This is a genomic window from Subtercola sp. RTI3 (genome assembly GCF_035018625.1).
In the GTDB taxonomy this organism is placed as follows: Bacteria; Actinomycetota; Actinomycetes; order Actinomycetales; family Microbacteriaceae; genus Subtercola; species Subtercola vilae.
In genome coordinates, this window is record NZ_JASJXO010000014.1 from 24,292 (window position 1) to 50,215 (window position 25,924).

Below are 25,924 nucleotides of genomic sequence, written 5' to 3' on the forward strand. Positions count from 1 at the left end.
GTCGCTAATGCGTCGAACCCACGGCCTGGCGAATGCCCGCGAGAGCATCGTCGAGAGCGTCGACGTTCGTGCCGCCGCCCTGGGCGAGGTCGTCTTTGCCGCCCCCGCCACCGCCCAGAATCGAGGCGGCGAGCTTGGCCAGCGCGCCCGCCTTGAGCGAGGCGCTGCGTGCTTCTGCCGTGGTGGCCACGATGACGACAGGCTTGCCGGCCACGGCGGCGGCCAACGCGACGACTGCCGCGTCGGAGCCGAGGCGTTCGCGAACACCGGTGACGAGCATCCGGAGGTCATCGCTCGAGCGAAGCTCCCCCACGTTCTCTGCGACCAGGCTGACGTCGCCGACGCGCACGACGTTCGCGACAAGTGCAGGCACTCGGGAAGAGAGCGCGCTCGCTTCGTAGGCGGCGATCTTCTTCTCAGCGGCCTTGAGGTTCGCGGCCAGGTCTGCAATGCGCGCGGTGAGTTCGTCACGCGGGGCCTTCAGCGACGACGAGAGCTGCGAGACGATGGCACGCTCGGTGGCGAAGTCCCTGAACGCGTCGGCGCCGACAAGCGACTCGATGCGGCGGTTGGTCGACCCGACAGACGATTCGCCCAGCAGGTTGATCAGACCGATCTCTGACGTGTGCACCACGTGAGTGCCGCCGCAGAGCTCGCGCGACCAGGGGCCGCCGATCTCTACCATGCGCACGACATCGCCGTACTTCTCACCGAACAACGCCATCGCGCCGAGCTTCTTGGCGTCGTCGACGGCCATTTCGCGGGTGATGACCTCGAAGTCGTTGCGCACGGCCGTGTTGGAGATCTCTTCGATCTCCGACTTGGTCTCTGCCGATAGCGGCTGGCTCCAGGTGAAGTCGAGTCGCAGGTAGCCGGCCTTGTTGTACGAACCCGACTGGTGCGCGGTCGAACCGAGAATCTCGCGAAGCGCGGCATGCACAATGTGGGTTCCCGAGTGCGACTGGGTCGCGCCCTTTCGCCACTCGTGGTCGACCACGCTGCGCGCGGGGTCGCCCACGGCGACCTGGCCGCTCACCACGCGGGAACGGTGGCTGATGAGCCCCCTAACCGGCTTCTGCACGTCGAGCACCTCGAGCTCGAACCCGTCGCCGACGATGGAACCGGAGTCGGCCTCCTGGCCCCCCGACTCGGCGTAGAGGCTCGTCTCGGCGAGAATGACCTCGACGAGCTCACCGGTCACGGCCGTGGCCACCGACTGGCCGTCGATGATGAGGCCGAGCACGCGCGACTCTGTCTCGAGCTCGGTGTAGCCGGTGAAGACGGTCTCACCCACAGCGCGGAACTCGGCGAAAGCCGACAGATCGTTCGCGCCGAGCTTCTTGGTCTTCGCGTCGGCCTTTGCACGCTGCTTCTGTTCGGTCATCAGACGCTCGAACGCAACGCGGTCAACCGCGAGGCCGGCCTCTTCTGCGATCTCGACCGTGAGGTCGATGGGAAAACCGAAGGTGTCGTGCAGCTGAAAAGCGGTGTCTCCGGCCAGAGCCGTGGTGCCCTCTGACTTCGTCTTGAGCACGGCGAGATCGAGGATGCTCGTGCCACCCGTGAGCGTGCGGAGGAACGCCTCCTCTTCGGCGTACGCCGTGCGGGAGATGCGCTCGTAGTCGGCCTCGACCTCGGGGTACGCGGCCGACATCGCGTCACGCGACGCAGGGAAGAGTTCGGGAAAGGTCGAACGGTCGACACCGAGCAGTCGCATGCTGCGCACGGTGCGGCGCATCAGGCGGCGAAGTACGTAGCCGCGCCCCTCATTCGACGGAGTCACACCGTCTGACATGAGCATGAGCGCCGAGCGAACGTGATCGGCAACCACGCGCATCCGTACGTCGTCGTCGTGGTCGGCGCCGTAACGGCGACCAGAGAGGTCGGCCGCGAGGTCGAGCACGGGCCGCACCTGGTCGATCTCGTACAGATTCTCGACCTTCTGCTTGATGAAAGCCACCCGCTCGAGACCCATTCCGGTGTCGATGTTCTTGCGCGGCAACTCACCGAGGATGTCGAAGTCGACTTTCGACTTCACATTGCCGATGAGGTACTGCATGAACACGAGGTTCCAGATCTCGATGTAGCGGTTCTCGTCGGCCGCAGGGCCGCCTTCGGCGCCGTACTCGGGGCCGCGGTCGAAGTAGATCTCCGAGCAGGGGCCAGCGGGGCCGGGCTGGCCGGTCGACCAGTAGTTGTCTTCTTTGCCGAGGCGCTGGATGCGGTGGTCGGGCAGGCCCGCCGTCTTCTTCCACATCGCGATGGCTTCGTCGTCGTCTTCGTAGACGGTGACCCAGAGATCTTTTTCGGCAAAACCGAGCCCGCCGTCGGCTTCGGGCGTTGTCAGAAGCTCCCACGCGAACTCGATGGCCTGCTCTTTGAAGTAGTCACCGAACGAGAAGTTGCCGTTCATCTGAAAGAACGTGCCGTGGCGGGTGGTCTTGCCCACCTCTTCGATGTCGAGGGTGCGGATGCACTTCTGCACGCTGGTGGCACGTTTGAACGGCGCGGGTACCAACCCCGACATGTACGGGATGAACGGCACCATTCCGGCGACCGTGAAGAGCAGTGTGGGGTCTTCGCTGACCAGCGATGCAGACGGAACGACCGTGTGCCCGCGATCGGCGAAGAACGTCAGCCAGCGCTGGCGGATGTCGGCGGTGAGCACTACTTCGCAGCTGCCTTCTTCACGGTGTCTTTCACCGTGTCGCCGGCGTCGCCGATGGCGGCGCGCAGTTCGGATTCACGCTCGTGATAACCGTCGACCAGTGCGTCGGAGAAGTCTTTGATCTTCGAGTCGAGCTCGGCGAAGATCTTCTTGCCCTGGGCGGTCTGGTTGAACTGGTGTGCGGCCAAGACGCCGACCGTAATACCGGCGGCAAACCACAGAACTTTCTTCACGACGCGCTCCTTGTGTTTCATGTGTGTATCAGTGTGAAATCGATGACCAGTTTAGTGCGTGTCAATAGTCTGACCGCGGGGCCTTCGGCTTCTTTGTGGATGCCCGGGCCGCGCGTCGCCCGGTGGAGGAGTTGCCTCCCGTATTGGTGTTCTCCTCAGCAAGGTCTCGGCCGCCGCGGATGGCCGCGCGCACCGCTGCGCTGAAGCCCGCGATCTTGATCAAGGGGCCGCCGACACTCGCTGCGAACAGCGCCACAAGCGAGTTCACGTTGCCGGTGACCTCTGCCACGTTCGACGTGATCGCGTCGACCCGGGCGAGCTGCTTGTTCGCCTCCTGAATCGTGACGGTGCTCTCTTCGAGGATGGGCGTGATGCCCTTGCTCACATCACGGATGGCGAGGGTGGTCTCATCGAACACCTTGCCGAGTTTGACCAGTGGGAGCGCCAGGATGGCGACCAGAATCGCGAACACTCCGGCGGCAATCAGACCTGCGATGTCTCCACCCGACATGGGGCACTCCTCTTCGGTTCGATGATTCAGGGTTTGTGATGCACGAGTGATGAAAAAAGGGCGGGCCACCCGAAGGTGACCCGCCCCAAGCGTAGCTGGCACGAACTGCCAGAACGACGTCGCCGGTCAGGCGAAGACGAAAACTAGCGAGCCGCGTAGTACTCGACGACGAGCTGAACTTCACAGGTCACGGGAACCTCGGCGCGCTTGGGGCGACGCTCGAGACGGGCCTGAAGCTTGTCGATCTCGACCGAGAGGTAACCGGGAACCTTGGGCAGAACGTCGACGTGGCCACCGGCTGCGGCAACCTGGAACGGAGGCAGCGCCTCTGAACGAGCGTGAACGTGAATCATCTGGCCGGGCTTGACGCGGAACGACGGGCGGTCGACGCGCGCACCATCGACGAGGATGTGACGGTGAACGATCAGCTGGCGAGCCTGGGCCGTGGTGCGGGCGAACCCGGCACGCAGAACCAGTGCGTCGAGACGCATCTCGAGCAGCTCGACCAGGTTCTCACCGGTCAGTCCGCCGCCGCGACGAGCCTCTTCGAACGCGATCTTCAGCTGGGCCTCGCGAATGCCGTACTGGGCACGCAGACGCTGCTTCTCGCGGAGGCGCACCGCGTAGTCGGAGTCGGTCTTGCGCTTCGTGCGGCCGTGCTCACCCGGAGCGTAGGGACGCTTCTCGAGGTACTTGGCCGCCTTGGGGGTCAGCGCAATGCCGAGGGCCCTCGAAAGGCGGGTCTTGCTGCGGGTACGTGACTTGGTAGACACAAACATCCTTCAAAAGTAGAGATCTGAATAAGAAATGAGACGTGCACTCGTTCGCCCACTGGGCTGTCGAGTTTCATACGCGTTCGCCGGCCGAGGGCAGGCGAAGCAATATATTCAGAGGGATGGGCCAGGCGGTTCGGCTAAAGAACTCGCTCTTCCTTGTCTGGGGTCTCTCGCAGCCGCGCTAAAGACGCCCAAAAGTAGGCCTTGAGAAGATTATCACAGTCACGGAGCCGAAACAGGCTCAACCACGCGTGATCTTACGGATCTTCTCCAGCCGCGCCGCCACATCCCGCTCGTTGCCGTGCTCGGTGGGCCGGTAGTACTCGGTTCCGGTCAGTTCGTCGGGCAGGTACTGCTGCGCTAGCACCCCGAGCTCGGCATCGTGCGGGTATTTGTAGCCCTTGCCGTGCCCGAGTCGTTTCGCGCCCGGATAGTGCGCATCGCGCAAGTGTTTGGGCACGCGCCCGGCCTTTCCCGCGCGCACATCGGCGATAGCCCTATCGATCGCCAGGTACGACGCGTTCGACTTCGGCGCCGTCGCGAGGTACACGACGGCCTCGGCCAGTGGGATGCGCCCCTCCGGCATTCCGATGAACGCCACTGCGTCGGCCGCGGCAGTTGCAATGACCAGCGCCTGCGGATCGGCCAGCCCGATGTCTTCGGCCGCCGAGATGATGATGCGCCGGGCGATGAAGCGTGGGTCTTCGCCCGCCTCGATCATGCGTGCGAGGTAGTGGATGGCCGCATCCACGTCAGACCCGCGCACCGACTTGATGAAGGCGCTGATGACGTCGTAGTGCTCATCACCGTTGCGGTCGTAGCGCAGCAGCGCCCGGTCGACGGCCTGAGCCACGATCTCCGCGGTGATCTCCGGCGTGACGTCGGAGTCGAGAGACACTCCGGCGAGCACCGCTGTCGACGCGGCTTCGAGGGCGGTGAGGGCTCGCCGGGCATCGCCTGATGCGAGCCGGATGATCGTGGCCCTCGCCTCGTCATTCAGGCTCACCCGCCCGGCGAGCCCCCGGGCATCCAGAACCGCCCTGTCGACGAGAAGACCGAGGTCGTCGTCGCTCAGCGGCTCGAGGGTGAGCAGTAGGGAACGCGAGAGCAGCGGTGAGATGACCGAGAACGAAGGGTTCTCGGTGGTGGCCGCCACCAGGATGACCCAGCCGTTCTCGACCCCGGGAAGCAGAGCGTCTTGCTGCGCCTTCGAGAAGCGGTGGATCTCGTCGAGAAAGAGAACCGTCGACACGCCGTAGAGGTCACGGCTTCGAAAAGCCTCTTCCATGACTTGGCGCACGTCTTTCACGCCGGCGGTCACGGCCGACAGCTCGACGAACTTGCGGTTCGAACTGTGCGCGATGGCCTGCGCCAGCGTGGTCTTGCCGGTACCCGGCGGGCCCCACAGGATGATCGACACCGACCCCTGCGCACCACTCTCGTCGGTCGCCAGATTCACCAGCGGTGAGCCGGGCCGCAACAGGTGTTTCTGGCCCGCGACCTCATCGAGGCTCTTCGGGCGCATGCGTACCGCCAGCGGAACGGCTCCCGCGTGGAGCCCGGGCTGCGAGGTGACCATGCTCTTATTGTAAAGTTCTCGGGGGCCTGCGCGTTTTTCGCGCCGGACGCAACACAACGTTCTGCCGGTCGACCCGGTGGTGGAGGATTCGTGGCACCGACCAATTCCGAGCGCGAGGCACGCGAAGCCAAGCAGAGGCTCCGCAACTACCAGGCGCGCCAGAGCGTGCATGCCAGCCAGGTCACCCGTCGAAAGCGCGACAACATCGTCTCGGTGATCGTGGTGCTCGTCGTCGTGGCCGTGGCCATCGTGGTGCAGACCCTCTACTTCACGGGTGGCCCGGGCGCGCCGGTGCCGTCGCCCTCGGCCACGGCGTCTGTGGCCCCCACTCCGTCGGCCACGCCGAACGCCTCGGCCAACAGCGGAACCGTGCCCGCAGCCACCATCGCCGCCGGTCGCGACTGGACGGGTACGCTCACCCTGAACCAGATCGCTCTCGGCTTCACCCTGAACGGTGCCGCAGCGCCCCAGGCCGTGTCGTCGACCATCTCGCTCATCCAGGCGGGCTTCTACACCGGCGTCACGTGCCACCGCCTCACCGTCACGGGTATTTTCGTACTGCAGTGCGGCGACCCCACCGGCACGGGCAACGGTGGCCCCGGCTACTATTACGGCCCCGTCGAGAACGCTCCGACCGACAACGTCTACAAGGCGGGCACCATCGCCATGGCTCGTGTCGGAGACCAGGCCTACAGCGAAGGCAGCCAGTTCTTCATCGTCTACGCCGACAGCACGATTCCGGCAGACACGGTAGGGGGCTACACCGTCATCGGCCAGGTCACCAGTGGCCTCGACCAGCTGCGGAGTGGGGTGATTGCCGCCGGTGTGACCTCAGGAACCGAGACTCCGGCTGTTCCCACCACAATCACCAGCGTCACTGTGCAGTAGGGTGAATTTCGTGACCAGTACTGACCAGCATCCATGGGGACGCGTTGACGAGACCGGAACGGTCTACCTACGCGAAGCCTCTGGCGAGCGTGTGGTGGGCCAGTTTCCCGACGGCACACCCGAAGAAGCTCTCGCCTATTTCGAACGCAAGTACACCGACCTTGCCGGCCAGGTGACTCTCCTCGAACAGCGTGTCAAACGCGGCGCCTCGGCGTCTGACGTGAGCAAGGCCGTTTCGACGCTCTCGAGTGCCATCACGACTGCGAACGCCATCGGCGACCTCGAGTCGTTGAAGAAGCGGGTCGATGCACTCTCCGAGGCCGTTTCGTCGCTGACAGAGAAGCAGCAGGGTGAAGCCAAGGCGTTGCTCACCGACGCCATCGCTGAGCGCACGGCCATCGTCGAAGAAGTCGAAGCCCTGTCACTCGAAGACCCGGCCAAGGCCCAGTGGAAGCAGGTGACCGCCCGCCTCGACGAGATGTTCGCGCGCTGGCAGAAGCACCAGCAAGACGGCCCGCGCCTGCCTCGCACCGAAGCCGGCGAGCTGTGGAAGCGTTTTCGCGACGCCCGCACGATCATCGAAGGCCACCGCAAAGCATTCTTCGCCGAGCTCGACACGGCTCACCGTGACGCCCGTTCGAAGAAGCAGCAACTCGTCGAACGCGCTGAGGCGCTGCTGCCGAAGGGCGCCGACGGCGTCAACGCCTACCGTGACCTGCTCACGGAGTGGAAGAATGCGGGCCGCGCAGGCAAGCGTGTCGACGACACTCTGTGGGACAAGTTCAAGGCCGCCGGCGACCTGCTCTACGCCGCCCGCGGTGAAGTCGTGGCCAAAGACGACGAAGAGTTCTCCGAGAACCTCGCAGCCAAGCTCGCGCTGCTGACCGAAGCCGACCCTCTGCTCACCGAGACCGACCGAACCATCGCTCGCGACAAGCTGAGCTCCATTCAGCGCCGCTGGGACGAGATCGGCAAGGTTCCTCGCGACCAGGTGAAGGTCGTCGACGAGCGGCTCCGCAAAATCGAAGCCGCCGTTCGCAAGCTCGACGAAGACTTCTGGCAGAAGAACAATCCCGAGAAGAAGGCGCGTGCAGAGGGCCTCGCCGGCCAGCTCACCGATGCCATCGCCAAGCTGCAAGGCGAGATCGACGCGGCCAAGGCCGCCGGAAACACCTCGAAGGTGGCCGAGCTTCAAGAGGCTCTGGATGCCCGCAAGGTGTGGCTCGACGCACTGAACTAGCGCGGGCGGGGGTTATCCCCCGTCTGTCGTGGCGGAGTAGTTCTCCACAGATGGCTCTGTGACGCGTCGGAGCTGGGCGACAGAGGCTCATGCTGGGCCCATGTCATCATTCGTTGCTGTGTCTTCTTCTCTGTACTCGTCTCGGTCTTTGTCTAGGTCTTCGTCTTCGTCTTCGTCTTCGTCGTTCGCTCGTTCTTCCTCGTCACTGGGCCTTGCCAGCGCGTTCAGCGTTGCCGAGCTCTCTGCGCTCCGACTCGACGGCGAGGTGTTCGCGGTCGACGAAGAGTACGCGAGTGTGGCCGAACCCGAGACCGTGTTGCTGCGGGCGCAGGCGGCCCTCCGCAGTACACCTCGGTGGGGCATCCTCGAGCGCCGCAGTGCGCTGTGGTTGTACGGGGCCCTCGGTCGGGCGCCGACTCCTCACCAGGTCTGCGTCGAGGCACAGAGCTCGCGTCGGGCTTCGTCGTCACACGACTTCGAGATTCGTGAGGTCGTACTGGGTGCGGGTGACGTGGTTCTGGTGGGTGGGGTTGCCGTAACCTCGCTCATTCGAACGGTCATCGACATTGCCCGAACAGCGCAGACGTTCGAGAGCACGACGGTGGCCGCCCTAGCGGCTCTCCTTGTCACGTCGGGGGTCAGCTTCGACGACATTGCCAGCCGTCTGCGGCCCGCCCGCGGTCTTCCGCACAAGCTCGTGGCGCTGCATCGCCTGAGACGTGTGTTCGACCTGATCGAGGCCGAAGAGCCCGAGGCCCAAGAGCCCGAGGCCGAAGCGACCGGTCGCCTATCCCCCGCTGACGCGGTACACGTCGTAGACGGCGTCGATGCGCCGCACCGCGTTCAGTACGCGGTCGAGGTGGGTGGTGTCACCCATTTCGAAGACGAACCGGCTGATGGCCAGGCGGTCGCGTGACGTACTGACCGTAGCCGACAGAATGTTCACGTGGTGCTCAGACAAGACGCGGGTGACGTCGGAGAGAAGACCCGAGCGGTCGAGTGCCTCGACCTGGATCTGCACCAGGAAGACACTCTTCGACGATGGAGCCCAATCGACCTCGATCATGCGTTCGGGTTCGAGCAGCAGCGACTTCACGTTGTGGCAGTCCGACTGGTGAACCGAGACACCGGTGCCGCGGGTCACGAAGCCCACGATGTCGTCGCCCGGCACCGGAGTGCAGCACTTCGCGAGCTTCACCAGAATGTCGGGGGCGCCACGAACCAGCACACCAGACTCGCTGTGTGATGAGCGTGGGCGTCGGCCCACACCGACGTCGATCTCGCTGTCGTCGCTCTCGACCTCGGTCTGCAGCGACTGCAGCACCTTCTCGATGACCGACTGCGTCGAGACGTGGCCCTCGCCGATGGCCGCGTACAGAGCCTCGACGTTGTCGTAGTTCAGCTGGGCGGCCACCTCGGTGAACGAATCCTGGCTCATCAGTTTCTGCAGGGGCAGATTCTGCTTGCGCATGGCCCGTGCAATGGAGTCGCGACCCTGCTCGATGGCCTCGTCGCGGCGCTCCTTGGTGAACCATTGGCGAATCTTGTTGCGCGCCCGAGGGCTCTGAACGAACGTGAGCCAGTCTTGGCTCGGGCCCGAGTCGGGGTTCTTCGAGGTGAAGACCTCGACAACATCGCCCGTCGTGAGTGAGCTCTCTAGCGGAACCAGGCGACCATTGACCTTGGCGCCCATGGTGCGATGGCCTACTTCGGTGTGCACCGCGTAGGCGAAGTCGACCGGGGTGGCACCGGCAGGCAGGCCGATGACCCGGCCCTTCGGAGTGAAGACGTAGACCTCTTTGGCACCGATCTCGAATCGCAGCGAGTCGAGAAACTCGCCCGGGTCGACCGTTTCGGCCTGCCAGTCGGAGATGCGGGCGAGCCACGCCATGTCGGCGTCTCCCCGGTCGTCAGCCGTGGCGGTCTTACCGGAGTTGACGCGCTCTTTGTACTTCCAGTGCGCGGCGACACCGAACTCGGCCCGCTGATGCATCTCGTTGGTGCGAATCTGAATCTCGACCGCCCGGCCGCCGGGGCCGACAACCGTGGTGTGAAGAGACTGGTAGAGGTTGAACTTGGGTGTCGCTATGTAATCTTTGAACCGGCCGGGCATCGGTGTCCAGCGGGCGTGAATCGCGCCGAGAACGGCGTAACAGTCGCGAACCGAGTTCACGAGTACGCGAATACCGACGAGGTCGTAGATCTCATCGAACTCCCGCCCCCGCACGATCATCTTCTGGTAGATCGAGTAGTACTGCTTGGGTCGGCCCGCGACCTTGCCGCGAATCTTCGACGTCTTCAGGTCGTCGGTGACCATGTCGATGACCTGCTGCACGTACTCTTCACGCTGAGGCGTTCGCTGTCGCACGAGATTCTCGATCTCGACGTAGAGCTTCGGTGACAGAACGGCGAACGAGAGGTCTTCGAGCTCCCATTTGATGGCCTGGATGCCCAACCGATGAGCGAGCGGCGCATAGATCTCGAGGGTCTCCTGCGCCTTGCGGGTCGACGACTCGGGTGACACGAAGCCCCAGGTGCGGGCGTTGTGCAGCCGGTCGGCCAGCTTGATGATCAGTACCCTGATGTCTTTCGACATCGCCACGATCATCTTTCGAACGGTCTCGGCCTGCGCGCTCTCGCCATACTTGACCTTGTCGAGCTTGGTCACGCCGTCAACCAGCATGGCGACCTCGTCACCGAACTCGGCCCGCAGTGAGTCGAGGGAGTAGTCGGTGTCTTCGACCGTGTCGTGCAGCAGTGCCGCAGCGATGGTCTTGGTACCGATTCCGAGCTCCGCGAGAATTTGCGCGACGGCGACCGGATGCGTGATGTACGGCTCGCCGCTGCGTCGCTTCTGGCCGTCGTGGGCACGTTCGGCAACCGTGTAGGCCCGCTCGATGATGCTGAGATCGGCCTTGGGGTGATTCGACCGAACGGTGCGAATGAGCGTGTCGACCGCGCCGGCAGGTTGCGCACGGGAGAACAGACGCGGTACGAGACGCCTCAACGACGCGTTGGTCGAAGCCGTGGTTTCGGTCATGTCATCGCCTCCGGTCTAATTATCGCTCGCCCGGAGACGCCCCGTGAACCTCACGCCGAAATGCTCTCGCTCTCAACCTGCTCGGCCCGTTGTGTGCGTTGCGCGATGACCCTCTGGTTGATCTTTCTGATCTTCGGTTCGCGGTCACGCAGCTGAGCGTAGATGGGCGAGGCGATGAAAATCGTCGAGTACGTGCCTACAAAGATGCCGATGAGCAGAGCCAGTGAGATGTCGCGGAGGGTTCCCGCCCCGAGCACAAACGCGCCGATCACGAGAATCGAGGCGACGGGCAGCATGGCCACCACCGACGTGTTGATCGAACGAACGAGGGTCTGGTTCACCGCCAGGTTCACTGTCTCGCTGAAGGTACGGGTTGGTTTCTCGCCCATCTCCGTGGTGTTCTCGCGGATCTTGTCGAATACCACCACCGTGTCGTAGAGCGAATAGCCGAGAATCGTGAGAAAGCCGATGACCGCTGCAGGGGTGATCTCAAAACCGGTGATGCCGTAGATGCCCGCTGTGATGACGAGGTCGTGCAGCAGAGCAATCATCGCCGACAGCGCTATCTTCCAGGTGCGGAAGTAGATGGCCATGAAGATGGCCGCGAGAGCGATGAAGATCAACAGACCGCGGATGGCCTGACCGGTGATATCGGCGCCCCAGGTCGGCCCGATGAAGTTGATCGTGACGTCAGACGGCTGCACCTTGTAGGCCGCGGCCACGGCGTCGCGAACCTTGCCCTGTTCGGCGTCGTTGAGCTGATCGGTCTGGATTCGGATTCCGCTCGCGCCCAGTGTCGTGACGAGAGGTACGACACCGGGGTCGACTGACTTGACCGCATCGATTCCGACCTGCTGGTTGGTGTCGGAGACCTGCGAGATGGAGAACTGCGAGCCACCGCGAAACTCGATACCGAAGACGAACCCGCCCCGAAGGAACGGCCCGACGATCGAGATCAGGATGAGCGCACCCGCGATGGCGTACCAGAGCTTGCGCCGCCCGATGATGTTGAACGAACGCTTGCCGGTGTAGAGGTCGTTGCCCAAATCGCTGAACTTGGCCATCAGGACTTCTTTCCCTTGTTCTTCGCATCGGCGCTGTTGGTGTCGGTGCTGTTCGTGTCTGCTGCCGGAGCATCGATCACGAGTGTTGACGAACCGGCCGCCTTGCGCTCGGCGATGGTCTGGCGACGGGCTGCCTCGCGGCTTGCAGACTCCTGCTTGCCGCGGGGTGTGTTCGATGCAGGCGTCTTGAACTGTGCACGGCCACGGTAGACAGCACCGAGCTGTCTCGGGTCGAGCCCGCTCGTCTTATGACCGTCTCTGAAGTAGGGAAGCTCGGCGAGCAACGTCATGATCGGATGCGTGAACATCATCACGACGACGAGGTCGATGATCGTGGTGAGGCCGAGGGTGAGCGCGAAGCCCTTCACGCTGCCCACCGCGACGATGTAGAGCACCACTGCGGCCATCAGGTTGATGAGGTCTGAGGCGAAGATGGTGCGGATGGCCCGCTTCCACCCGGCCTGAACCGATGACTCGAGCCCTCGGCCGTCACGCAGCTCGTCACGTATTCGTTCGAAGTACACGATGAACGAGTCGGCTGTGATACCGATGGCCACGATGAGACCGGCCACCCCGGCGAGCGACAGCCTGTATCCGGCTCGCCACGAGAGAATATCGACGACCAGGAAGGTCAGCGTTCCTGCCACCACCAGTGAGGCGATGGTCACAGCACCCAGCACGCGGTACTGGGCGATCGAATAGAGAACCACGAGGATGAGCCCGATGAGCCCGGCGATGAGGCCGCTGAGCAGCTGGGTCGAACCGAGTGTGGCCGAGATGGTGTTCTGGCTCTGCACCGTGAAGCTGATGGGCAGGGCACCGAACTTCAGCTGGTCGGCCAGGGTCTTCGAGCTGTTGGCGTCGAAGTTGCCCGAGATCTGAGGTTCGCCGTTGGTGATGACGGCGAGCGTACGCGGAGCAGAGATGACCTTGCCGTCGAGCACGATGGCGAACTGGTTCTGAGCGCCGGTGAGACCCGATAGGCGGGTGGTCACGGCGGCGAAGGCGCTGGTGCCTTTGTCATTGAAGAAGATGTTCACGACGAACTGGCCGGTCGACGAGCCGGAGCTCGTTGTCGCGACGCCGCTCGTGGCATTGCTGATGGTGTCACCCGCCACCTCGACCGGGCCGAGGATGTACTTTGCGCCGTCGGCACCACAGGCGACCAGAGGCTGGGCCGCTGGAGCCTGGCCCGCATCGGTGGCCGCGGTTGAGCTGCAGTCGATGTTCAGGAACTGGTCTTCGAGCGCCGGGGTCACCCACGCGAGGTCGCTGGCATTCGTCGGCGATGCCGTAGGGGTGCTGTCGAGGCCGGCAGTGGGCGTCGTGGTCGGCACCGTTGCAGTGTCGGAGACGAGCACCGCGCGAAAATCGAGCTTCGCAGACGCTTCGATGCGCTGCAACGTGGCGTCGTCGGGCGTTCCCGGGATCGACACGACGATGTTCTGGCCACCCTGTGTGGAGATCTGCGCCTCAGACACTCCACTCGCGTCGACACGCTGCCGGATGATCGACACCGCCTGTGACACCTGCTGGTCTGACACTGTCTCGCCGCTGGCGAGCTTCGGCGCGAGGATGATCTCGGTGCCACCCTCGAGGTCGAGAGCGAGCTTCGGAGCCCACGAACCACCGCCCCACAGTGCCCCTGCAGCATTGACGCCGGCGAGGGCGATGAAGATGACAAGGAGCCAGACGAGCGTGCGTCTGGCTCTCTTGACGGCGGTTGATTTTGCCACCTGCGAACTCAGCTTTCTTTAACGACCCCGTGACACAGTACTGCCCCCGAAGGGCAGAGGTGTGCCGCGGCGCCGCGAAGGGTACGTGGAACTACTCGGCCGACTTGTGGTCGGTGCGGGGTTTGCCGTTCTCATCGAGCGGAACACCGTTGAGTACCGTACCCGATTCTGCCTTCGTGTCGCTCACGCGTGCCTCATGGATGCGCTCACCGAACTCGGGCTCGGTGCCGTCGTCGATCATCGCGGGCTCGTCGATGGAGACAGCCTCTTCGGTGGGAACAACACGGGTCACCGTCTGGCGGTGCACCTTGAGCACGGTGCCGGGGGTGGTCTCGAGCAGAATCTGGTTGTTCTCGACGTCGATCGTCAGAATGGTGCCGTACACGCCGAAGTTGGTCATGACGTAGGCGCCTTCGGTGATCTTCTGCGACAGCTCTTCTGTCTCGCGCTTGCGCTTGCGGCTGTTGCGCACCATGAAGATGATGAGGACGGCCAGAACGGCCAGCATGACGAGGGTTAACGGATCCATTGCGGGTGAGAGCCTTCCAAAATTTTGGGGGGAGATGACGGCCCTAGTGTACTGATCGGGGCTGAGCGCCAGCTTGAATTATAGTTCATCTCCGAAGAGCGTCTCGTTCTGCGGGCTCATGCCGAGGTGCTGCCAGCCGGCTCGGGTCGCCACCCGCCCTCGGGGGGTGCGAATGATGAGACCGATGCGCACCAGAAAAGGTTCGACGACCGACTCGATCGTCTCCGACTCTTCACCCACCGACACGGCGAGTGTGTTGAGCCCCACCGGCCCTCCGTTGAAGCGAGTGAGCAGAATCTGCATGACCGCACGGTCGAGCCGGTCTAGCCCCCGCTCGTCGACGTCGTACAGTTCGAGCGCCGCCCGCACCACATCTCGACTCGCTGCTCCCCCGTGCACGAGGGCGTAGTCGCGCACACGACGCAGCAGCCGGTTGGCGATACGCGGTGTTCCCCGTGAACGCCCCGCGATCTCGATCAGCGCCGACTCCTCAATACTCAGCTCGAGCATCACTGCGGCCCGGCGGAGCACGTGCACCAGCTCTTCTGGGTCGTAGAACTCGAGGTGCGCGGTGAACCCGAATCGGTCACGAAGTGGGTTCGGCAGGAGGCCGGAGCGAGTGGTTGCCCCCACCAGGGTGAACGGCGCGAGGTCGAGCGGAATCGACGTCGCACCCGCCCCCTTGCCCACCATGATGTCGATGCGGAAGTCTTCCATCGCAAGGTACAGCAGCTCTTCGGCCGATCGCGCCATGCGGTGGATCTCGTCGACGAACAGCACCTCACCCGGCACGAGCGACGACAGCACTGCGGCAAGGTCGCCGGCGTGCTGAATGGCTGGTCCGCTCGACATGCGCAGGGGGCGACCGCTTTCGTGCGCGACGATCATCGCGAGCGTGGTCTTGCCAAGCCCTGGAGGCCCGGCGAGCAGAATGTGGTCGGGAGTACGGTTCTGGATGGTCGCGGCATCCAGCAGCAATTGAAGCTGCCCACGAACCCGCTGTTGCCCCACGAACTCGGCGAGGCTCTTCGGGCGAAGGGCGCCCTCGAAGGCGATCTCGGCCTCAGTGCCCATCATCTCGGGCTGCAGCAGTTCGTCGCTCATCGGGGGCCCGCCGAGCTCTGACGCGGGCCGAGTTCGGTGAGCGAGCGTCGCAGCAGCACCTGCACACTCTGCTGATCGGTGTCGCTGGCCGCCCCGAGAACGGCGTCGAGGGCGTCGGATGCACTGCGTTCGTTCCAGCCGAGACCCACCAGTGCCACCAGTACGTCATCGCGCACCGACGGCGCCGCGGCGAACGAGGGCCGGCCTGCGTGCCCGGCGCCGAACGCAGCGACCTTGCCCGCGAGCGACAGCACGATGAGCTTCGCGGTCTTCGGGCCGATGCCAGACACCCGCCGGAACACGGCGTCGTCGTCAGTGTTCACGGCGCGGGCAATCTCGGCTGCACTGAGCTCGGCGAGCACGCCCATCGCCGACTTCGGACCGACGCCGGTGACGCCGACCAGCAGCGCAAAGATCTCGAGCGATTCGGTATCGACGAACCCGAACAGCGACAGCGCGTCTTCGCGCACGATGAGATTCGTCAGCACGAACGCCTCCACGCCGACGCGCAGCGAGAGGGCGTGCGGAGGCGTCAGTTGCACGGCATACCCCACGCCGCCGACCTCGATCACGGCCCCTGTGCCGACCACTCCCAGCACTGTTCCGCGCAGACTCGCTATCATCCCACCACTGTATTACTCGTACACCTGTTCGAACGCCCCTCCCTCGGCGCGCCGCCTTCCTCAGCTCTCCAATGCTCACGTTGAGGTACGGCCTTTCTACACTTTCGACGCCCCCAGCCGAGCAAAACCCGTACCTCAACCAACGCGAGCGGCGCGGAGGGGCGGAAGGAGGGTGGCGAGGGTGGCGAGGAGGCGAGGAGGCGAGGAGGGAGGTCAGCGGCGGAGGCCGCGCCGCTCGGGGCTGGCGGCCTTGGCGGCCTGTTCGGCGGCGAGCCACGCCGCCTGGGCGTTGGTGAGGGCTGCGGTGGGGCGATCGCGCGAGGCGGCTCCCCCGTGCAGATCGGCGGTGCCGCGGCCGGCGAGGGCGCCGAGCGGGGTTCGCCAGGCGTGGCAGATGGCCAGCGCGAGGGCGTCAGCGGCGTCGGCCGGCTTCGGGATGGCGTCGAGGCCCAGAATCTTGGCCACCATGGTGCCGACCTGCTTCTTGTCGGCCTGGCCGTAGCCGGTCACGGCCGCCTTGACCTCGGTGGGGGTATGCATAGCGACCGGCAGTGAACGCCGGGCCGCAGCGAGCATGGCGATGCCGCTCACCTGGGCTGTGCCCATGACGGTGCTGACGTTGGTGTCGGCGAACACGCGCTCGAGAGCCACGCGGGCCGGCTTGAACTCATCGAGCAGCTGGTCGAGGGCGTTGCCAATGGTGAGCAGACGGTTCTCGTGCTGCTCACCGGCGGGGGTGCGGATGACCGTGACATGCACGAGCGTGGCCCGGCGGTCGTGCGACACATCGACAATGCCCACGCCGCACCGGGTCAGCCCGGGGTCGATGCCGAGAATCCTCACGTGCTCACGTGCTCACGTGCTCACGTGCTCACGGTGCACCGCGCCGCTGCGAAGCTCGCCAGCACGAACCCCGCCAGCTTGAAGCGTGCCGCTGCGAACCGCGTCGGCGCGTAGCTCGTCGGTGCGGGACGTGCCAGTGCGAACCCTGCCACCGCGATCCCCGCCCCCGTCGCCATGGTGTTAGTCGGCCTCGAGCTCGGCCTGAACCTCGGGAGTCAGGTCGAAGTTGCTGTAGATGTTCTGCACGTCGTCGTTGTCTTCGAGGGCATCGATGAGGCGGAATACCTTGCGGGCCGTCTCGGCGTCGATCTCTACCTTGAGGGCGGGCACGAACTCGATGTCGGCGGAGTCGTAGTCGATTCCGGCGGCCTGCAGCGCCGTGCGGTTCGCAACGAGGTCTGAGACCTCGGTGACGATCTCGAACGAGTCGCCGTGGTCGGTGACCTCTTCGGCGCCCGAGTCGAGAACGGCCATCAGCACGTCGTCTTCAGCGAGCGTTGGGGTGTGCTCGACTTTGATGACACCCTTGCGGTGAAAGTTGTACGCGACGCTGCCCGGGTCGCCCATGGTGCCGCCGTTGCGAGAGACGATGGCACGCACGTCGGCCGCCGCGCGGTTCTTGTTGTCGGTGAGGCACTCGATGAGCATGGCGACGCCGTTGGCCGCGTAGCCCTCGTAGATGATGGTCTGGTAGTCGACGGCGTCGGCGCCCACACCCGCACCGCGCTTGACGGCACGGTCGATCAAGTCTTTGGGAACAGAGGTCTTCTTCGCCTTCTGAATGGCGTCGACCAGGGTGGGGTTGCCCGTGAGGTCGGGGCCGCCGAGCTTTGCCGCGACCTCGATGTTCTTGATGAGCTTCGCAAACGACTTCGCACGACGTGAGTCAGTGACAGCCTTCTGGTGTTTGGTGGTGGCCCATTTGGAATGACCTGACATTGGTGTTCTCCTAAAAAATTCTCACCCAGTCTAAAACACTGGGAACACGGCCCGCAGTGAAAACGGTCAACTGTGAAATGCGGTGGCGAGAACGCGGTTGTAGAAACGGCGGTGAAAACGGTAGTCGTCGGTCATCTCGGGGTGAAACGACGTGCCGAGCAGGTTGCCCTGTTCGACCGCGATGACCCGGCCGTCGTCGAGGGCGGCGAGAATGGATGCCCTCTCCCCCACTTCTTCGACAACGGGAGCCCTGATGAACACGGCGTGCACGGCCGGGTCGCCGAGTTCGGGCACATCGATGTCGACCTCGAACGATTCGCGCTGATTGCCGAAGGCGTTGCGTCTGACGACGATGTCGAGGCCGCCGAAACTCTGCTGTCCGGCGATCGCATCACGAACAGTGTCGGCCAGCATGATGAGGCCGGCACAGGTGCCGTACACCGGGAGGCCAGCAGCGATGGCGGCTTTCAGCGGTTCGGCCAGCCCGAACATACGCGAGAGCTTGTCGATGACACTCGATTCGCCGCCGGGGATGACCAGCCCCGAGACCAAGGCTAGTTCGGAGGGCCGACGCACCGTGATGACGTCGGCTCCGAACGAGCTCAGAACCCGGGCGTGCTCCCGAAAGTCGCCCTGGAGCGCCAGCACACCGACCGGGCCAACACCGCGTGAAGCGTTACCAGCCACGCTCGGAGAGGCGGTGGGGAGCCGGCAGGTCGGAGACGTTGATACCGACCATGGCCTCACCGAGCCCGCGCGACGCCTCGGCAATGACCTTCGGGTCATCGTAGAACGTGGTGGCCTTCACGATGGCCGCCGCACGTGCTGCCGGGTCGCCCGACTTGAAGACACCCGAACCGACGAACACGCCGTCGGCGCCGAGCTGCATCATCATGGCCGCATCGGCCGGGGTGGCCACGCCACCGGCGGTGAACAGCACAACGGGGAGCTTGCCGGTCTGGGCGATCTCTGCGACCACGTCATACGGCGCCTGCAGCTCTTTTGCCGCGACGTAGAGCTCGTCGGGCGCCATCGCGCTGAGCGCCCGGATCTCGCCGAGGATCTTGCGGATGTGCTTGGTGGCCTCAGACACATCGCCGGTGCCGGCCTCGCCCTTCGAGCGGATCATGGCTGCGCCCTCGTTGATGCGGCGAAGCGCCTCACCGAGGTTGGTGGCACCACAGACGAACGGAACCGTGTAGTTCCACTTGTCGATGTGGTTGACGTAGTCGGCAGGGCTCAGCACCTCTGACTCGTCGATGTAGTCGACGTCGAGCGCCTGCAGAATCTGGGCCTCGACGAAGTGACCGATGCGGGCCTTCGCCATGACCGGAATCGACACGGCTTTCTGGATGCCCTCAATGAGGTCGGGGTCGCTCATGCGTGCCACCCCACCCTGTGACCGGATGTCGGCGGGAACGCGCTCGAGCGCCATCACGGCGACCGCGCCGGCGTCTTCGGCGATGCGGGCTTGATCGGCGTTCACCACATCCATGATGACACCGCCCTTCAGCATTTCTGCGAGACCGCGCTTGACGCGATTGCTGCCGACGGAAGACGAGGTGGAGGAGTCAGTCATAATGTTCCTATTCTAGCTTTGCTGCGCTGCAGGCCACGCCGCCGCGACAGAGGCGCGAACGTCTCCCAGAAGCTGCGGCAGGGCCTTTGTCTTGGCGATGATGGGGAAGAAGTTCGAATCGGTGGCCCAGCGCGGCACGATGTGCTGGTGCAGATGGTCGGCGATGCCGGCACCAGCGATGCGGCCCTGGTTCATGCCCAGGTTGAAGCCGTCACAATTCGAAACTTCCCGCAGAACCCGCATAGCGGTCTGCGTGAGCGAAGCAATCTCGGCCGTCTCTTCGGGTGTCGCCTGGTCGTAGAGCGGTACATGCCGATACGGGCATACGAGCAGGTGACCGCTGTTGTACGGAAACAGGTTGAGCAGCACGTACGCGTGCCGACCTCGCGCAACGATCAGCGAACTCTCATCGTCCATCGAGGGCGCAACGCAGAACGGGCACAGGTCTTCACCCGGCTGCTGGCCGTGCTGGATGTACACCATGCGGTGCGGAGTCCAGAGGCGCTGAAACTCGTCGGGCACGCCGGCGAGCCCGCGCGAACCCGAGATGTCGACACCCTCGAGCTCGTCAGCGCCGAAACCAGCATCGCCGAAACCTGCATCGCCGATGCCACCGCCGAACCCCTCACCGCCGAACCCCTCGCCTGCCCCGAACTGCTCGGCCATCAGATCTGGCCCACCGTGGTGACCTGCGCCTTTGTCTCGATCGACGCGATGATGCGGTCGACCGCGTCGTCGATGGCGACACCGTTCTCCTGCGTGCCGTCGCGGAAGCGGAAGCTCACGGTACCCGCGGTGCGGTCTTCGTCGCCGGCGATCAGCAGAAACGGCACCTTCTCTTTGGTGTGTGTGCGAATCTTCTTCTGCATACGATCGTCAGAGTAGTCGAGCTGCGCACGAACGCCCCGGGCCTTCAGCCGGTCGATGATGGGCTGCAGATAGTCGACGTACTGCTCGGCGATCGGGATGCCCACCACCTGTACCGGCGACAGCCACACCGGGAACGCGCCCGCGTAGTGCTCGGTCAGCACGGCGAAGAATCGTTCGATCGACCCGAACAGTGCCCGGTGGATCATCACCGGCCGGTGCTTCTCGCCGTCGGGGCCCGTGTACTCCAGCTCGAAACGCTCGGGCTGGTTGAAGTCGAGCTGAATCGTCGACATCTGCCACGTGCGGCCGAGAGCGTCGCGCGCCTGCACCGAGATCTTCGGGCCGTAGAAGGCCGCTCCCCCGGGGTCGGCGACGAGCTTCAGCCCCGATTCTTCGGCGACCTGGCGCAGCGTTTCGGTTGCCGACTCCCACAGATCGTCTGGCCCGAGAAACTTGGGGTTCGTGGCGTCGCGGGTTGACAGCTCGAGGTAGAAGTCGTCGAGTCCGTAGTCTTTCAGCAGGTCGAGCACGAACTTCAGGGTGGAGGTCAGCTCAGGCTTCACCTGCTCCTGCGTGGTGTAGATGTGTGCGTCGTCTTGCGTCATGCCGCGCACGCGGGTGAGGCCCTGCAGCGTGCCGCTCTTCTCGTAGCGGTACACCGAGCCGAACTCGAACAGGCGCATCGGCAGCTCGCGGTAGCTGCGGCCCCGAGCCCGGAAGATGAGGTTGTGGTACGGGCAGTTCATCGGCTTGAGGTAATAATCTTGCCCCTGCCTGGTGATGTTGCCCTCGGCGTCGCGCTCCTCGTCGAGGTGCATGGGCGGAAACATGCCGTCGGCGTACCACTGCAGGTGGCCGCTGGTCATGAACAGGTTCGCTTTGGTGATGTGCGGGGTGTTCACGAAGTCGTAGCCGGCCGCGGTGTGACGCTGACGGGAGTAGTTCTCGAGTTCCTGGCGAATGATTCCGCCCTTGGGGTGGAACACCGCGAGCCCCGACCCGATCTCTTCGGGAAACGAGAAGAGGTCGAGCTCTGCGCCCAGCCGACGGTGGTCGCGCTTCGCGGCCTCCTCCTGGCGGGCCTGGTAGGCGCGCAACTCGTCTTTGGTGGGCCACGCGGTGCCGTAGATGCGCTGAAGCTGCGGGTTCTTCTCCGACCCGCGCCAGTATGCGGCGGCGAGGCGGGTGAGCGCGAAGCCGTTGCCGATCATGCGCGTGTTCGGAAGGTGTGGGCCTCGGCAAAGGTCTTTCCAGACAGTTTCGCCGGTCTTCGGGTCGACGTTGTCGTAGATGGTCAGCTCGGTGCCGCCCACCTCGACCGACTCGTCTTCGGCAGCCGAGCCGCCCTTGATGCCGATCAGTTCGAGCTTGTACGGCTCGTCTGCCAGTTCGATGCGGGCTTCGTCGTCGGTCACGACACGGCGAACGAAGCGCTGGCCCGAGCGGATGATGCGCTCCATGGCCTTCTCGAGAACCTTGAGGTCGTCGGGGGTGAAGGCAGTGGTCACGTCGAAGTCGTAGTAGAAACCGTCGGTGACGGGCGGGCCGATGCCGAGCTTCGCCTCGGGGTTGATCGACTGCACGGCCTGCGCCATGACGTGGGTCGCCGAGTGACGCAGAATGTTCAGGCCGTCAGGCGAGTCGATGGTGACGGGCTCGACATAGTCGCCGGCCATAGCGGTCGCCGCGAGGTCGCGCAGCTCGCCGTTCACCTTCATGGCGACAATCGTTCGGTCGGAGAACAGTTCGAACCCGGTGTTGTTCTTCTCGATCTGAATGATGTCGCTCACGTGCCGTTGGCTCCCTGCCGTTGAATTCTGTGTGCCTACAACTTTAGCGCCGGTGTACCGTGCCGGTTTCCGTGCAGCGCGCTCACGGCCTGAGCCGCGAAGATAGACGCATGACCACAGTCTCCGGTGCTCCGGATGCCCGCGCTGCTGCCGCTCACACTGCAGCCCGCCCGACCGGCCTTTATCTACCCCCGCTCGCCCACCCCGTACGAACCATCGGGCAGCGCACCTTCGACTTCTCACGCCAGATCGCCGTCATGGCCATCGTGAACCGCACCCCTGACTCGTTCTACGACCGCGGGGCCACCTTCGCCCTCGATAAGGCGATCGAGGCAGGCATCTCGGCCGCGAACGAGGGCGCCGACTGGGTCGACGTGGGCGGCGTTCCCTTCGCGCCGGGGCCCGAGCTGGCGATGGAAGCCGAGCGCGACCGGGTGATTCCGGTCATCGAGGGGCTCTCGGCGGCGAGCGATGTGGTGATCTCGGTCGACACTTTTCGTGCTGAGGTGGCGTCGGCGGCGATTCGGGCGGGGGCGTCGGTGATCAACGACACCACGGGCATCCGGGAGCCCCGCCTGGCCGACGTGGTGGCCGACAGCGAGGCGACACTCGTGATCACCCACAGCCTTGCCACACCCCGGCAGTCGCACCCGCGGCCGCAGTATGCCGATGTGGCGGGCGAGGTGGCCGAGTTTCTGCAGCGCCGGGTCGACTTCGCCCTCTCGCGCGGGGTGCGCGAAGACCGTATCGTGGTCGACCCCGGCCACGACCTGAACAAGAACACCCGGCAGACACTCGAGCTGACCCGGCGGCTGGGCGAGGTGGCGGCGCTCGGATTCCCGACGCTGGCCGCGGTGTCGAACAAAGACTTCGTGGGCGAGAGCCTCGGGCGCGACAAGCCCGATCGGCTCGAGGGGTCGCTGGCCGCGGCCACGGTGAGCGTCATGCTCGGAGCCCGCATCGTGCGCATGCACCAGGTGCGGGCATCGGTCGATGCCATGCGCATGGTCGAAGCTATTCTGGGCTGGCGGCAGCCGGTTTCTGCGGTGCACAATGTCTGAACTGCCGAGCGACATCACCCAGCTTCTGCCCGTGCGTTCGGTCGGGGTTCCGGATGCCCTGACCGACGCCGAGCTGCTGACGCTGTATTCGACGGCCGACCCCTCGCTGACGCTCGTGCGCGCCAACTTCGTCGCCAGCGTCGACGGATCGGCCACGGCGGCCGGGCTCTCAGGCCGGCTGGGCGCCCCGGCCGACAAGCGCGTATTCGACCTGCTGCGCCAGCTCGCCGACGTGGTGGTGGTCGGTGCGGGAACAGTGCGCGGTGAGGGCTACGGAGCCATGCTGCTGGGTGACGCTGCCGCCGCGTGGCGGGTTGCCCGGCACCGCCCGGCGCATCCTGTCTTCGCCGTCGTGAGCGCGAGCCTCAGCCTCGACCCGGCGAGTGACGTCTTCACGAAAGCCCCCGTACGGCCGCTGGTGCTCACTTCGTCGAGCGCTGACCCGGCGCGACGGCAGGCGCTCGAAGCCGTCGCCGACGTGGTCTCGTGCGGTGAGCAGAGAGTCGAGCCGTTACGACTGGTGGCCGAACTCAGGCGTCGCAGACTCACTCAGATTCACTGCGAGGGCGGCCCGAGCCTGCTTGGTGACCTCATCGCCGCCGACGTGCTCGACGAGCTCTGCCTCACGGTGAGCCCGACGCTTGAGGGCGGTGCAGGCCCGCGCATCACGCGGGCGCCGGCCGGGCCGCCCCTCGATCTGCGGGCTCTCACCCTCGACCACCTGCTGCTCTCGGGCAGCATGCTTCTGTCGAAGTATTCGCGCGCCCGCTGAGGTTCGGCGAAGTCAGGCCGCAGCGCCTCGACCATATGTGCCGGCACTCACGGAGCTCTGGAGCGTGAAAGCCGACTTCGGAACGTGCTTCTCGGTACTGGACTTCGAAGGCCGCCTGATTTCCGAAACGGTCTCGTCTTTCGAAACGATTGCCACCGTACTAGTGGCCAAGACGGACTGAGGTTGGCACGCCCGGTCGCGGGCGTTCAGGCTCGCGGCCGCTCGACCTCCGCGTTCGCCTCGGCCTCATGGATCATCTCTTTGAGCTCGTGCCACGAGCGGCGGAGAGCGGGGTGAAGGTCGAGCTTGTCGACATCATCGAGGGCGACCCACTGAAACTCGATCGATTCCCAGTTGAGCCGCGGCACAAACGCCCGCTTCAGTCGCGCCACGACAGTGGAATAGTGCCAGTAACCGAGATCGAACAAGTGCACCCGCCCGATCGTCACGTCGTCGGGTGACAACCCGCACTCCTCTTCGGCCTCCCGCATCGCCCCGTCGACGGCGGTCTCGAGGTGCTTCAGGGCGCCGCCCGGAGTGCTCCAGATACCACCGTGCTCTGTCGCGTCTGAGCGCTTCTGCAAGAGCACACCGAGGGTGGCATCGGCGACAAGGATGCCTGCAGCGCCGAACACGCCCCAGTGCCTAGAACCGTCAGGGCCGTAGACGAAGTCTTCGCCGTCTCTCATACTGAACGATTGCATTGGAGAACAGACGCTAGCAGCCTTTTCTGGGGGTGGGTGGCCTGGCGCCTGTGGATCACGGCCCGACTCGGGCGGAGGCGAGCTTTGATCGCGCGAGCACCAGCGTTTTCGCGCTGCTCCTCTCCTGCGGCACCGCCGCCAGCGCGAACTCGCTGATGGCTCCGTGGCGAAAGACGAGGCACTCGGTCGACCCGCCGAACTGGAAGTACCCCAGCTCGTCACCCTTGGCGAGGCGGTGACCGGCCTGAATGTCGGCGCCGATCCTGCACGAAGACACCTCGAGCATGCCCACCGCGATGAAGGCGACGGTGCCGATGACCGGGTTGTCAGCTTCGATCACAATGATGGCGCGAGTAGCGACGTGGGCGAGGTAGCCCTGCGAATTTCCCGGCTCAACTGCCTCCGGGCCTTCTGAGTCGGCTTCGGAGTAGTACGTACCGGGCTCGACGAATGCACGCACGACGGTGCCGGCCACGGGGCTGTGCCACCGATGGTAGTTCGTCGCGCTCAGGAAGCCCTGGTACACCGTGCCTCCCACGAACGCGTCGACTGAGCTGTCGCCCGCCAGCATCTCTTCAAGCGAGTAGGGCTGGCTCTTGATCCAGAACCGGTCGCGGCGCTGCACGTTCGTGCTGATCGCGTAGGGGGTTGATTCGCAGGCGCTGACGATGACCGACGGGTCATCGGGCGAGACCACGGGTCGCTCACCGGCCTTGAACCGGCGGGTGAAGAAGTCGTTCCACGAGGTGAACCCCCAGTAGGGGTCGGCGGGGTCATACTCGTACTGCTCCATTCCGACGGCCAGTTGGGCTTCAGCGCTCTTCCAGCCGGAGTCAGAGTCATTGAGAACGTAGCGCGAGTCGGGGCCGCTCAGAAACTCGCACCACACATCGAGGATCTTTTTCAGCATCGCATTGATGCGCGTATCGCGGTAGGCCGCGAAACCTGCCGGGGTTCCCATCGTCCAGTCGAGAATCGCGGTGAGGGGCGTCATGACCATCGTGTCGCGACCGAACTCAGGTGCGAGGGTGAGTACCTCGTTCATGAGCTTCAGCAGCTGATCGACGCTCGTCAGGTGCCGCTTCTTGTATGGCCTGGCCGTCGGCACCTGAGCGATCATCTCATTCATGTACAGGCGCACGACGGCATCGGTGTCGATCAACCGCTGAAATTCGACGATGACCGGGTGCAGCACGATGTCGTCGCCCAGGGCATCCACCCGCTCTGCGTGCCCGGCGAGCCACGATTCGAGATCGTCTTGGTTGGCAGGCAACCAGCCGGCCCGACGACGCACGTCTTTTTCAGCCGGTGCGCTCATGGTCTCTTCTCCTGACGTGTCATGACAGAAGCTTGCTCGCGTTGCCGCCGCCGCGGC

The 25,924-nt window shown here is 64.7% G+C and carries 23 protein-coding genes; 4 read left to right on the forward strand and 19 right to left on the reverse strand.

Features of this window, described 5'->3' with window-relative positions; genetic code table 11:
• Positions 1 to 4 precede the first annotated feature (4 nt).
• From alaS to QN358_RS07555, 5 genes are all read right to left on the reverse strand, one after another.
• A complete protein-coding gene (gene alaS, locus QN358_RS07535) occupies positions 5 to 2,668 on the reverse strand; it encodes an alanine--tRNA ligase (protein WP_323512015.1) in 2,664 nt (887 codons plus the stop codon).
• Positions 2,668 to 2,901, reverse strand: coding sequence for a hypothetical protein (locus tag QN358_RS07540; protein WP_237280311.1), 234 nt, complete (start codon positions 2,899 to 2,901; stop codon positions 2,668 to 2,670). Before QN358_RS07540 ends, alaS begins: the two co-directional genes overlap by 1 nt.
• A 61-nt stretch (positions 2,902 to 2,962) precedes the next feature.
• A complete protein-coding gene (locus QN358_RS07545; protein WP_136641728.1) occupies positions 2,963 to 3,412 on the reverse strand; it encodes a DUF948 domain-containing protein in 450 nt (149 codons plus the stop codon).
• Between the two features lie 143 nt (positions 3,413 to 3,555).
• On the reverse strand, positions 3,556 to 4,191 hold the full coding sequence (gene rpsD, locus QN358_RS07550; protein WP_201799257.1) for a 30S ribosomal protein S4: 636 nt from the start codon (positions 4,189 to 4,191) through the stop codon (positions 3,556 to 3,558).
• A gap of 238 nt (positions 4,192 to 4,429) precedes the next feature.
• Positions 4,430 to 5,767: a replication-associated recombination protein A gene (locus tag QN358_RS07555; RefSeq protein ID WP_136641726.1), complete on the reverse strand. Its 1,338-nt coding sequence runs from the start codon at positions 5,765 to 5,767 to the stop codon at positions 4,430 to 4,432.
• A gap of 90 nt (positions 5,768 to 5,857) precedes the next feature.
• Here QN358_RS07555 and QN358_RS07560 point away from each other — a divergent pair, with 90 nt between their 5' ends.
• Both QN358_RS07560 and QN358_RS07565 read left to right on the forward strand, forming a co-directional pair.
• On the forward strand, positions 5,858 to 6,655 hold the full coding sequence (locus QN358_RS07560; protein WP_323512016.1) for a peptidylprolyl isomerase: 798 nt from the start codon (positions 5,858 to 5,860) through the stop codon (positions 6,653 to 6,655).
• A gap of 10 nt (positions 6,656 to 6,665) precedes the next feature.
• On the forward strand, positions 6,666 to 7,895 hold the full coding sequence (locus QN358_RS07565; protein ID WP_136641724.1) for a DUF349 domain-containing protein: 1,230 nt from the start codon (positions 6,666 to 6,668) through the stop codon (positions 7,893 to 7,895).
• A gap of 787 nt (positions 7,896 to 8,682) precedes the next feature.
• On the opposite strand, the gene QN358_RS07570 is transcribed toward QN358_RS07565, so the two are convergent.
• From QN358_RS07570 to thrS, 12 genes are all read right to left on the reverse strand, one after another.
• On the reverse strand, positions 8,683 to 10,935 hold the full coding sequence (locus QN358_RS07570; RefSeq protein WP_136641722.1) for a RelA/SpoT family protein: 2,253 nt from the start codon (positions 10,933 to 10,935) through the stop codon (positions 8,683 to 8,685).
• A 50-nt stretch (positions 10,936 to 10,985) separates the two neighbouring features.
• Complete coding sequence (gene secF, locus QN358_RS07575; protein WP_136641721.1) at positions 10,986 to 11,999, reverse strand: protein translocase subunit SecF; 1,014 nt, start codon at positions 11,997 to 11,999, stop codon at positions 10,986 to 10,988.
• Positions 11,999 to 13,735: a protein translocase subunit SecD gene (gene secD, locus QN358_RS07580; protein WP_136641720.1), complete on the reverse strand. Its 1,737-nt coding sequence runs from the start codon at positions 13,733 to 13,735 to the stop codon at positions 11,999 to 12,001. The genes secF and secD overlap by 1 nt, the downstream gene beginning before the upstream one ends.
• Before the next feature lie 91 nt (positions 13,736 to 13,826).
• Complete coding sequence (gene yajC, locus QN358_RS07585; protein ID WP_136641719.1) at positions 13,827 to 14,264, reverse strand: preprotein translocase subunit YajC; 438 nt, start codon at positions 14,262 to 14,264, stop codon at positions 13,827 to 13,829.
• A gap of 78 nt (positions 14,265 to 14,342) precedes the next feature.
• Positions 14,343 to 15,368 (reverse strand): Holliday junction branch migration DNA helicase RuvB, encoded by a 1,026-nt coding sequence (gene ruvB / locus QN358_RS07590; protein WP_136641718.1) that lies wholly within the window; start codon positions 15,366 to 15,368, stop codon positions 14,343 to 14,345.
• A complete protein-coding gene (gene ruvA, locus QN358_RS07595; protein WP_136641717.1) occupies positions 15,365 to 15,991 on the reverse strand; it encodes a Holliday junction branch migration protein RuvA in 627 nt (208 codons plus the stop codon). The genes ruvB and ruvA overlap by 4 nt, the downstream gene beginning before the upstream one ends.
• Before the next feature lie 213 nt (positions 15,992 to 16,204).
• Positions 16,205 to 16,834 (reverse strand): crossover junction endodeoxyribonuclease RuvC, encoded by a 630-nt coding sequence (ruvC, locus tag QN358_RS07600; protein ID WP_136641716.1) that lies wholly within the window; start codon positions 16,832 to 16,834, stop codon positions 16,205 to 16,207.
• 180 nt (positions 16,835 to 17,014) lie between these two features.
• Positions 17,015 to 17,773, reverse strand: coding sequence for a YebC/PmpR family DNA-binding transcriptional regulator (locus QN358_RS07605; protein ID WP_136641715.1), 759 nt, complete (start codon positions 17,771 to 17,773; stop codon positions 17,015 to 17,017).
• Positions 17,774 to 17,839: 66 nt separating this feature from the next.
• The gene (pdxT, locus tag QN358_RS07610; protein WP_323512017.1) at positions 17,840 to 18,460 is read right to left on the reverse strand and encodes a pyridoxal 5'-phosphate synthase glutaminase subunit PdxT; all 621 of its coding nucleotides are present in this window, start codon (positions 18,458 to 18,460) and stop codon (positions 17,840 to 17,842) included.
• On the reverse strand, positions 18,450 to 19,352 hold the full coding sequence (gene pdxS, locus QN358_RS07615; protein ID WP_136641713.1) for a pyridoxal 5'-phosphate synthase lyase subunit PdxS: 903 nt from the start codon (positions 19,350 to 19,352) through the stop codon (positions 18,450 to 18,452). The genes pdxT and pdxS overlap by 11 nt, the downstream gene beginning before the upstream one ends.
• A 12-nt stretch (positions 19,353 to 19,364) precedes the next feature.
• Complete coding sequence (locus QN358_RS07620) at positions 19,365 to 20,018, reverse strand: HIT family protein (RefSeq protein WP_136641712.1); 654 nt, start codon at positions 20,016 to 20,018, stop codon at positions 19,365 to 19,367.
• Positions 20,018 to 21,940, reverse strand: coding sequence for a threonine--tRNA ligase (gene thrS / locus QN358_RS07625; RefSeq protein WP_237280313.1), 1,923 nt, complete (start codon positions 21,938 to 21,940; stop codon positions 20,018 to 20,020). The genes QN358_RS07620 and thrS overlap by 1 nt, the downstream gene beginning before the upstream one ends.
• 182 nt (positions 21,941 to 22,122) lie before the next feature.
• On the opposite strand from thrS, the gene folP reads away from it, so the two are divergent.
• Both folP and QN358_RS07635 read left to right on the forward strand, forming a co-directional pair.
• A complete protein-coding gene (gene folP / locus QN358_RS07630; protein ID WP_323512018.1) occupies positions 22,123 to 23,073 on the forward strand; it encodes a dihydropteroate synthase in 951 nt (316 codons plus the stop codon).
• Positions 23,066 to 23,845 carry a pyrimidine reductase family protein gene (locus tag QN358_RS07635; protein WP_323512019.1) on the forward strand — a complete coding sequence of 260 codons (780 nt, stop codon included), beginning with the start codon at positions 23,066 to 23,068 and terminating at the stop codon, positions 23,843 to 23,845. Before folP ends, QN358_RS07635 begins: the two co-directional genes overlap by 8 nt.
• Positions 23,846 to 24,051: 206 nt before the next feature.
• Here the strand turns inward: QN358_RS07635 and QN358_RS07640 are convergent, their stop codons facing one another.
• Positions 24,052 to 24,549, reverse strand: a complete 498-nt coding sequence (locus QN358_RS07640) for an NUDIX domain-containing protein (RefSeq protein ID WP_136641708.1) — start codon at positions 24,547 to 24,549, stop codon at positions 24,052 to 24,054.
• Positions 24,550 to 24,604: 55 nt separating this feature from the next.
• A complete protein-coding gene (locus QN358_RS07645; RefSeq protein ID WP_323512020.1) occupies positions 24,605 to 25,867 on the reverse strand; it encodes a phosphatidylserine decarboxylase family protein in 1,263 nt (420 codons plus the stop codon).
• Positions 25,868 to 25,924 lie beyond the last annotated feature (57 nt).

Excerpts from the sequence above, each read along its gene's own strand:
- QN358_RS07545 (WP_136641728.1), bottom strand. The coding sequence starts at position 3,412 with ATGTCGGGTGGAGACATCGCAGGTCTGATTGCCGCCGGAGTGTTCGCG.
- rpsD (WP_201799257.1), bottom strand. The coding sequence starts at position 4,191 with ATGTTTGTGTCTACCAAGTCACGTACCCGCAGCAAGACCCGCCTTTCG.
- QN358_RS07555 (WP_136641726.1), bottom strand. The coding sequence starts at position 5,767 with ATGGTCACCTCGCAGCCCGGGCTCCACGCGGGAGCCGTTCCGCTGGCG.
- QN358_RS07570 (WP_136641722.1), bottom strand. The coding sequence starts at position 10,935 with ATGACCGAAACCACGGCTTCGACCAACGCGTCGTTGAGGCGTCTCGTA.
- secF (WP_136641721.1), bottom strand. The coding sequence starts at position 11,999 with ATGGCCAAGTTCAGCGATTTGGGCAACGACCTCTACACCGGCAAGCGT.
- yajC (WP_136641719.1), bottom strand. The coding sequence starts at position 14,264 with ATGGATCCGTTAACCCTCGTCATGCTGGCCGTTCTGGCCGTCCTCATC.
- ruvB (WP_136641718.1), bottom strand. The coding sequence starts at position 15,368 with ATGAGCGACGAACTGCTGCAGCCCGAGATGATGGGCACTGAGGCCGAG.
- ruvA (WP_136641717.1), bottom strand. The coding sequence starts at position 15,991 with ATGATAGCGAGTCTGCGCGGAACAGTGCTGGGAGTGGTCGGCACAGGG.
- QN358_RS07605 (WP_136641715.1), bottom strand. The coding sequence starts at position 17,773 with ATGTCAGGTCATTCCAAATGGGCCACCACCAAACACCAGAAGGCTGTC.
- pdxS (WP_136641713.1), bottom strand. The coding sequence starts at position 19,352 with ATGACTGACTCCTCCACCTCGTCTTCCGTCGGCAGCAATCGCGTCAAG.
- QN358_RS07620 (WP_136641712.1), bottom strand. The coding sequence starts at position 20,018 with ATGGCCGAGCAGTTCGGGGCAGGCGAGGGGTTCGGCGGTGAGGGGTTC.
- thrS (WP_237280313.1), bottom strand. The coding sequence starts at position 21,940 with ATGAAGGTGAACGGCGAGCTGCGCGACCTCGCGGCGACCGCTATGGCC.
- folP (WP_323512018.1), top strand. The coding sequence starts at position 22,123 with ATGACCACAGTCTCCGGTGCTCCGGATGCCCGCGCTGCTGCCGCTCAC.
- QN358_RS07635 (WP_323512019.1), top strand. The coding sequence starts at position 23,066 with ATGTCTGAACTGCCGAGCGACATCACCCAGCTTCTGCCCGTGCGTTCG.
- QN358_RS07640 (WP_136641708.1), bottom strand. The coding sequence starts at position 24,549 with ATGCAATCGTTCAGTATGAGAGACGGCGAAGACTTCGTCTACGGCCCT.
- QN358_RS07645 (WP_323512020.1), bottom strand. The coding sequence starts at position 25,867 with ATGAGCGCACCGGCTGAAAAAGACGTGCGTCGTCGGGCCGGCTGGTTG.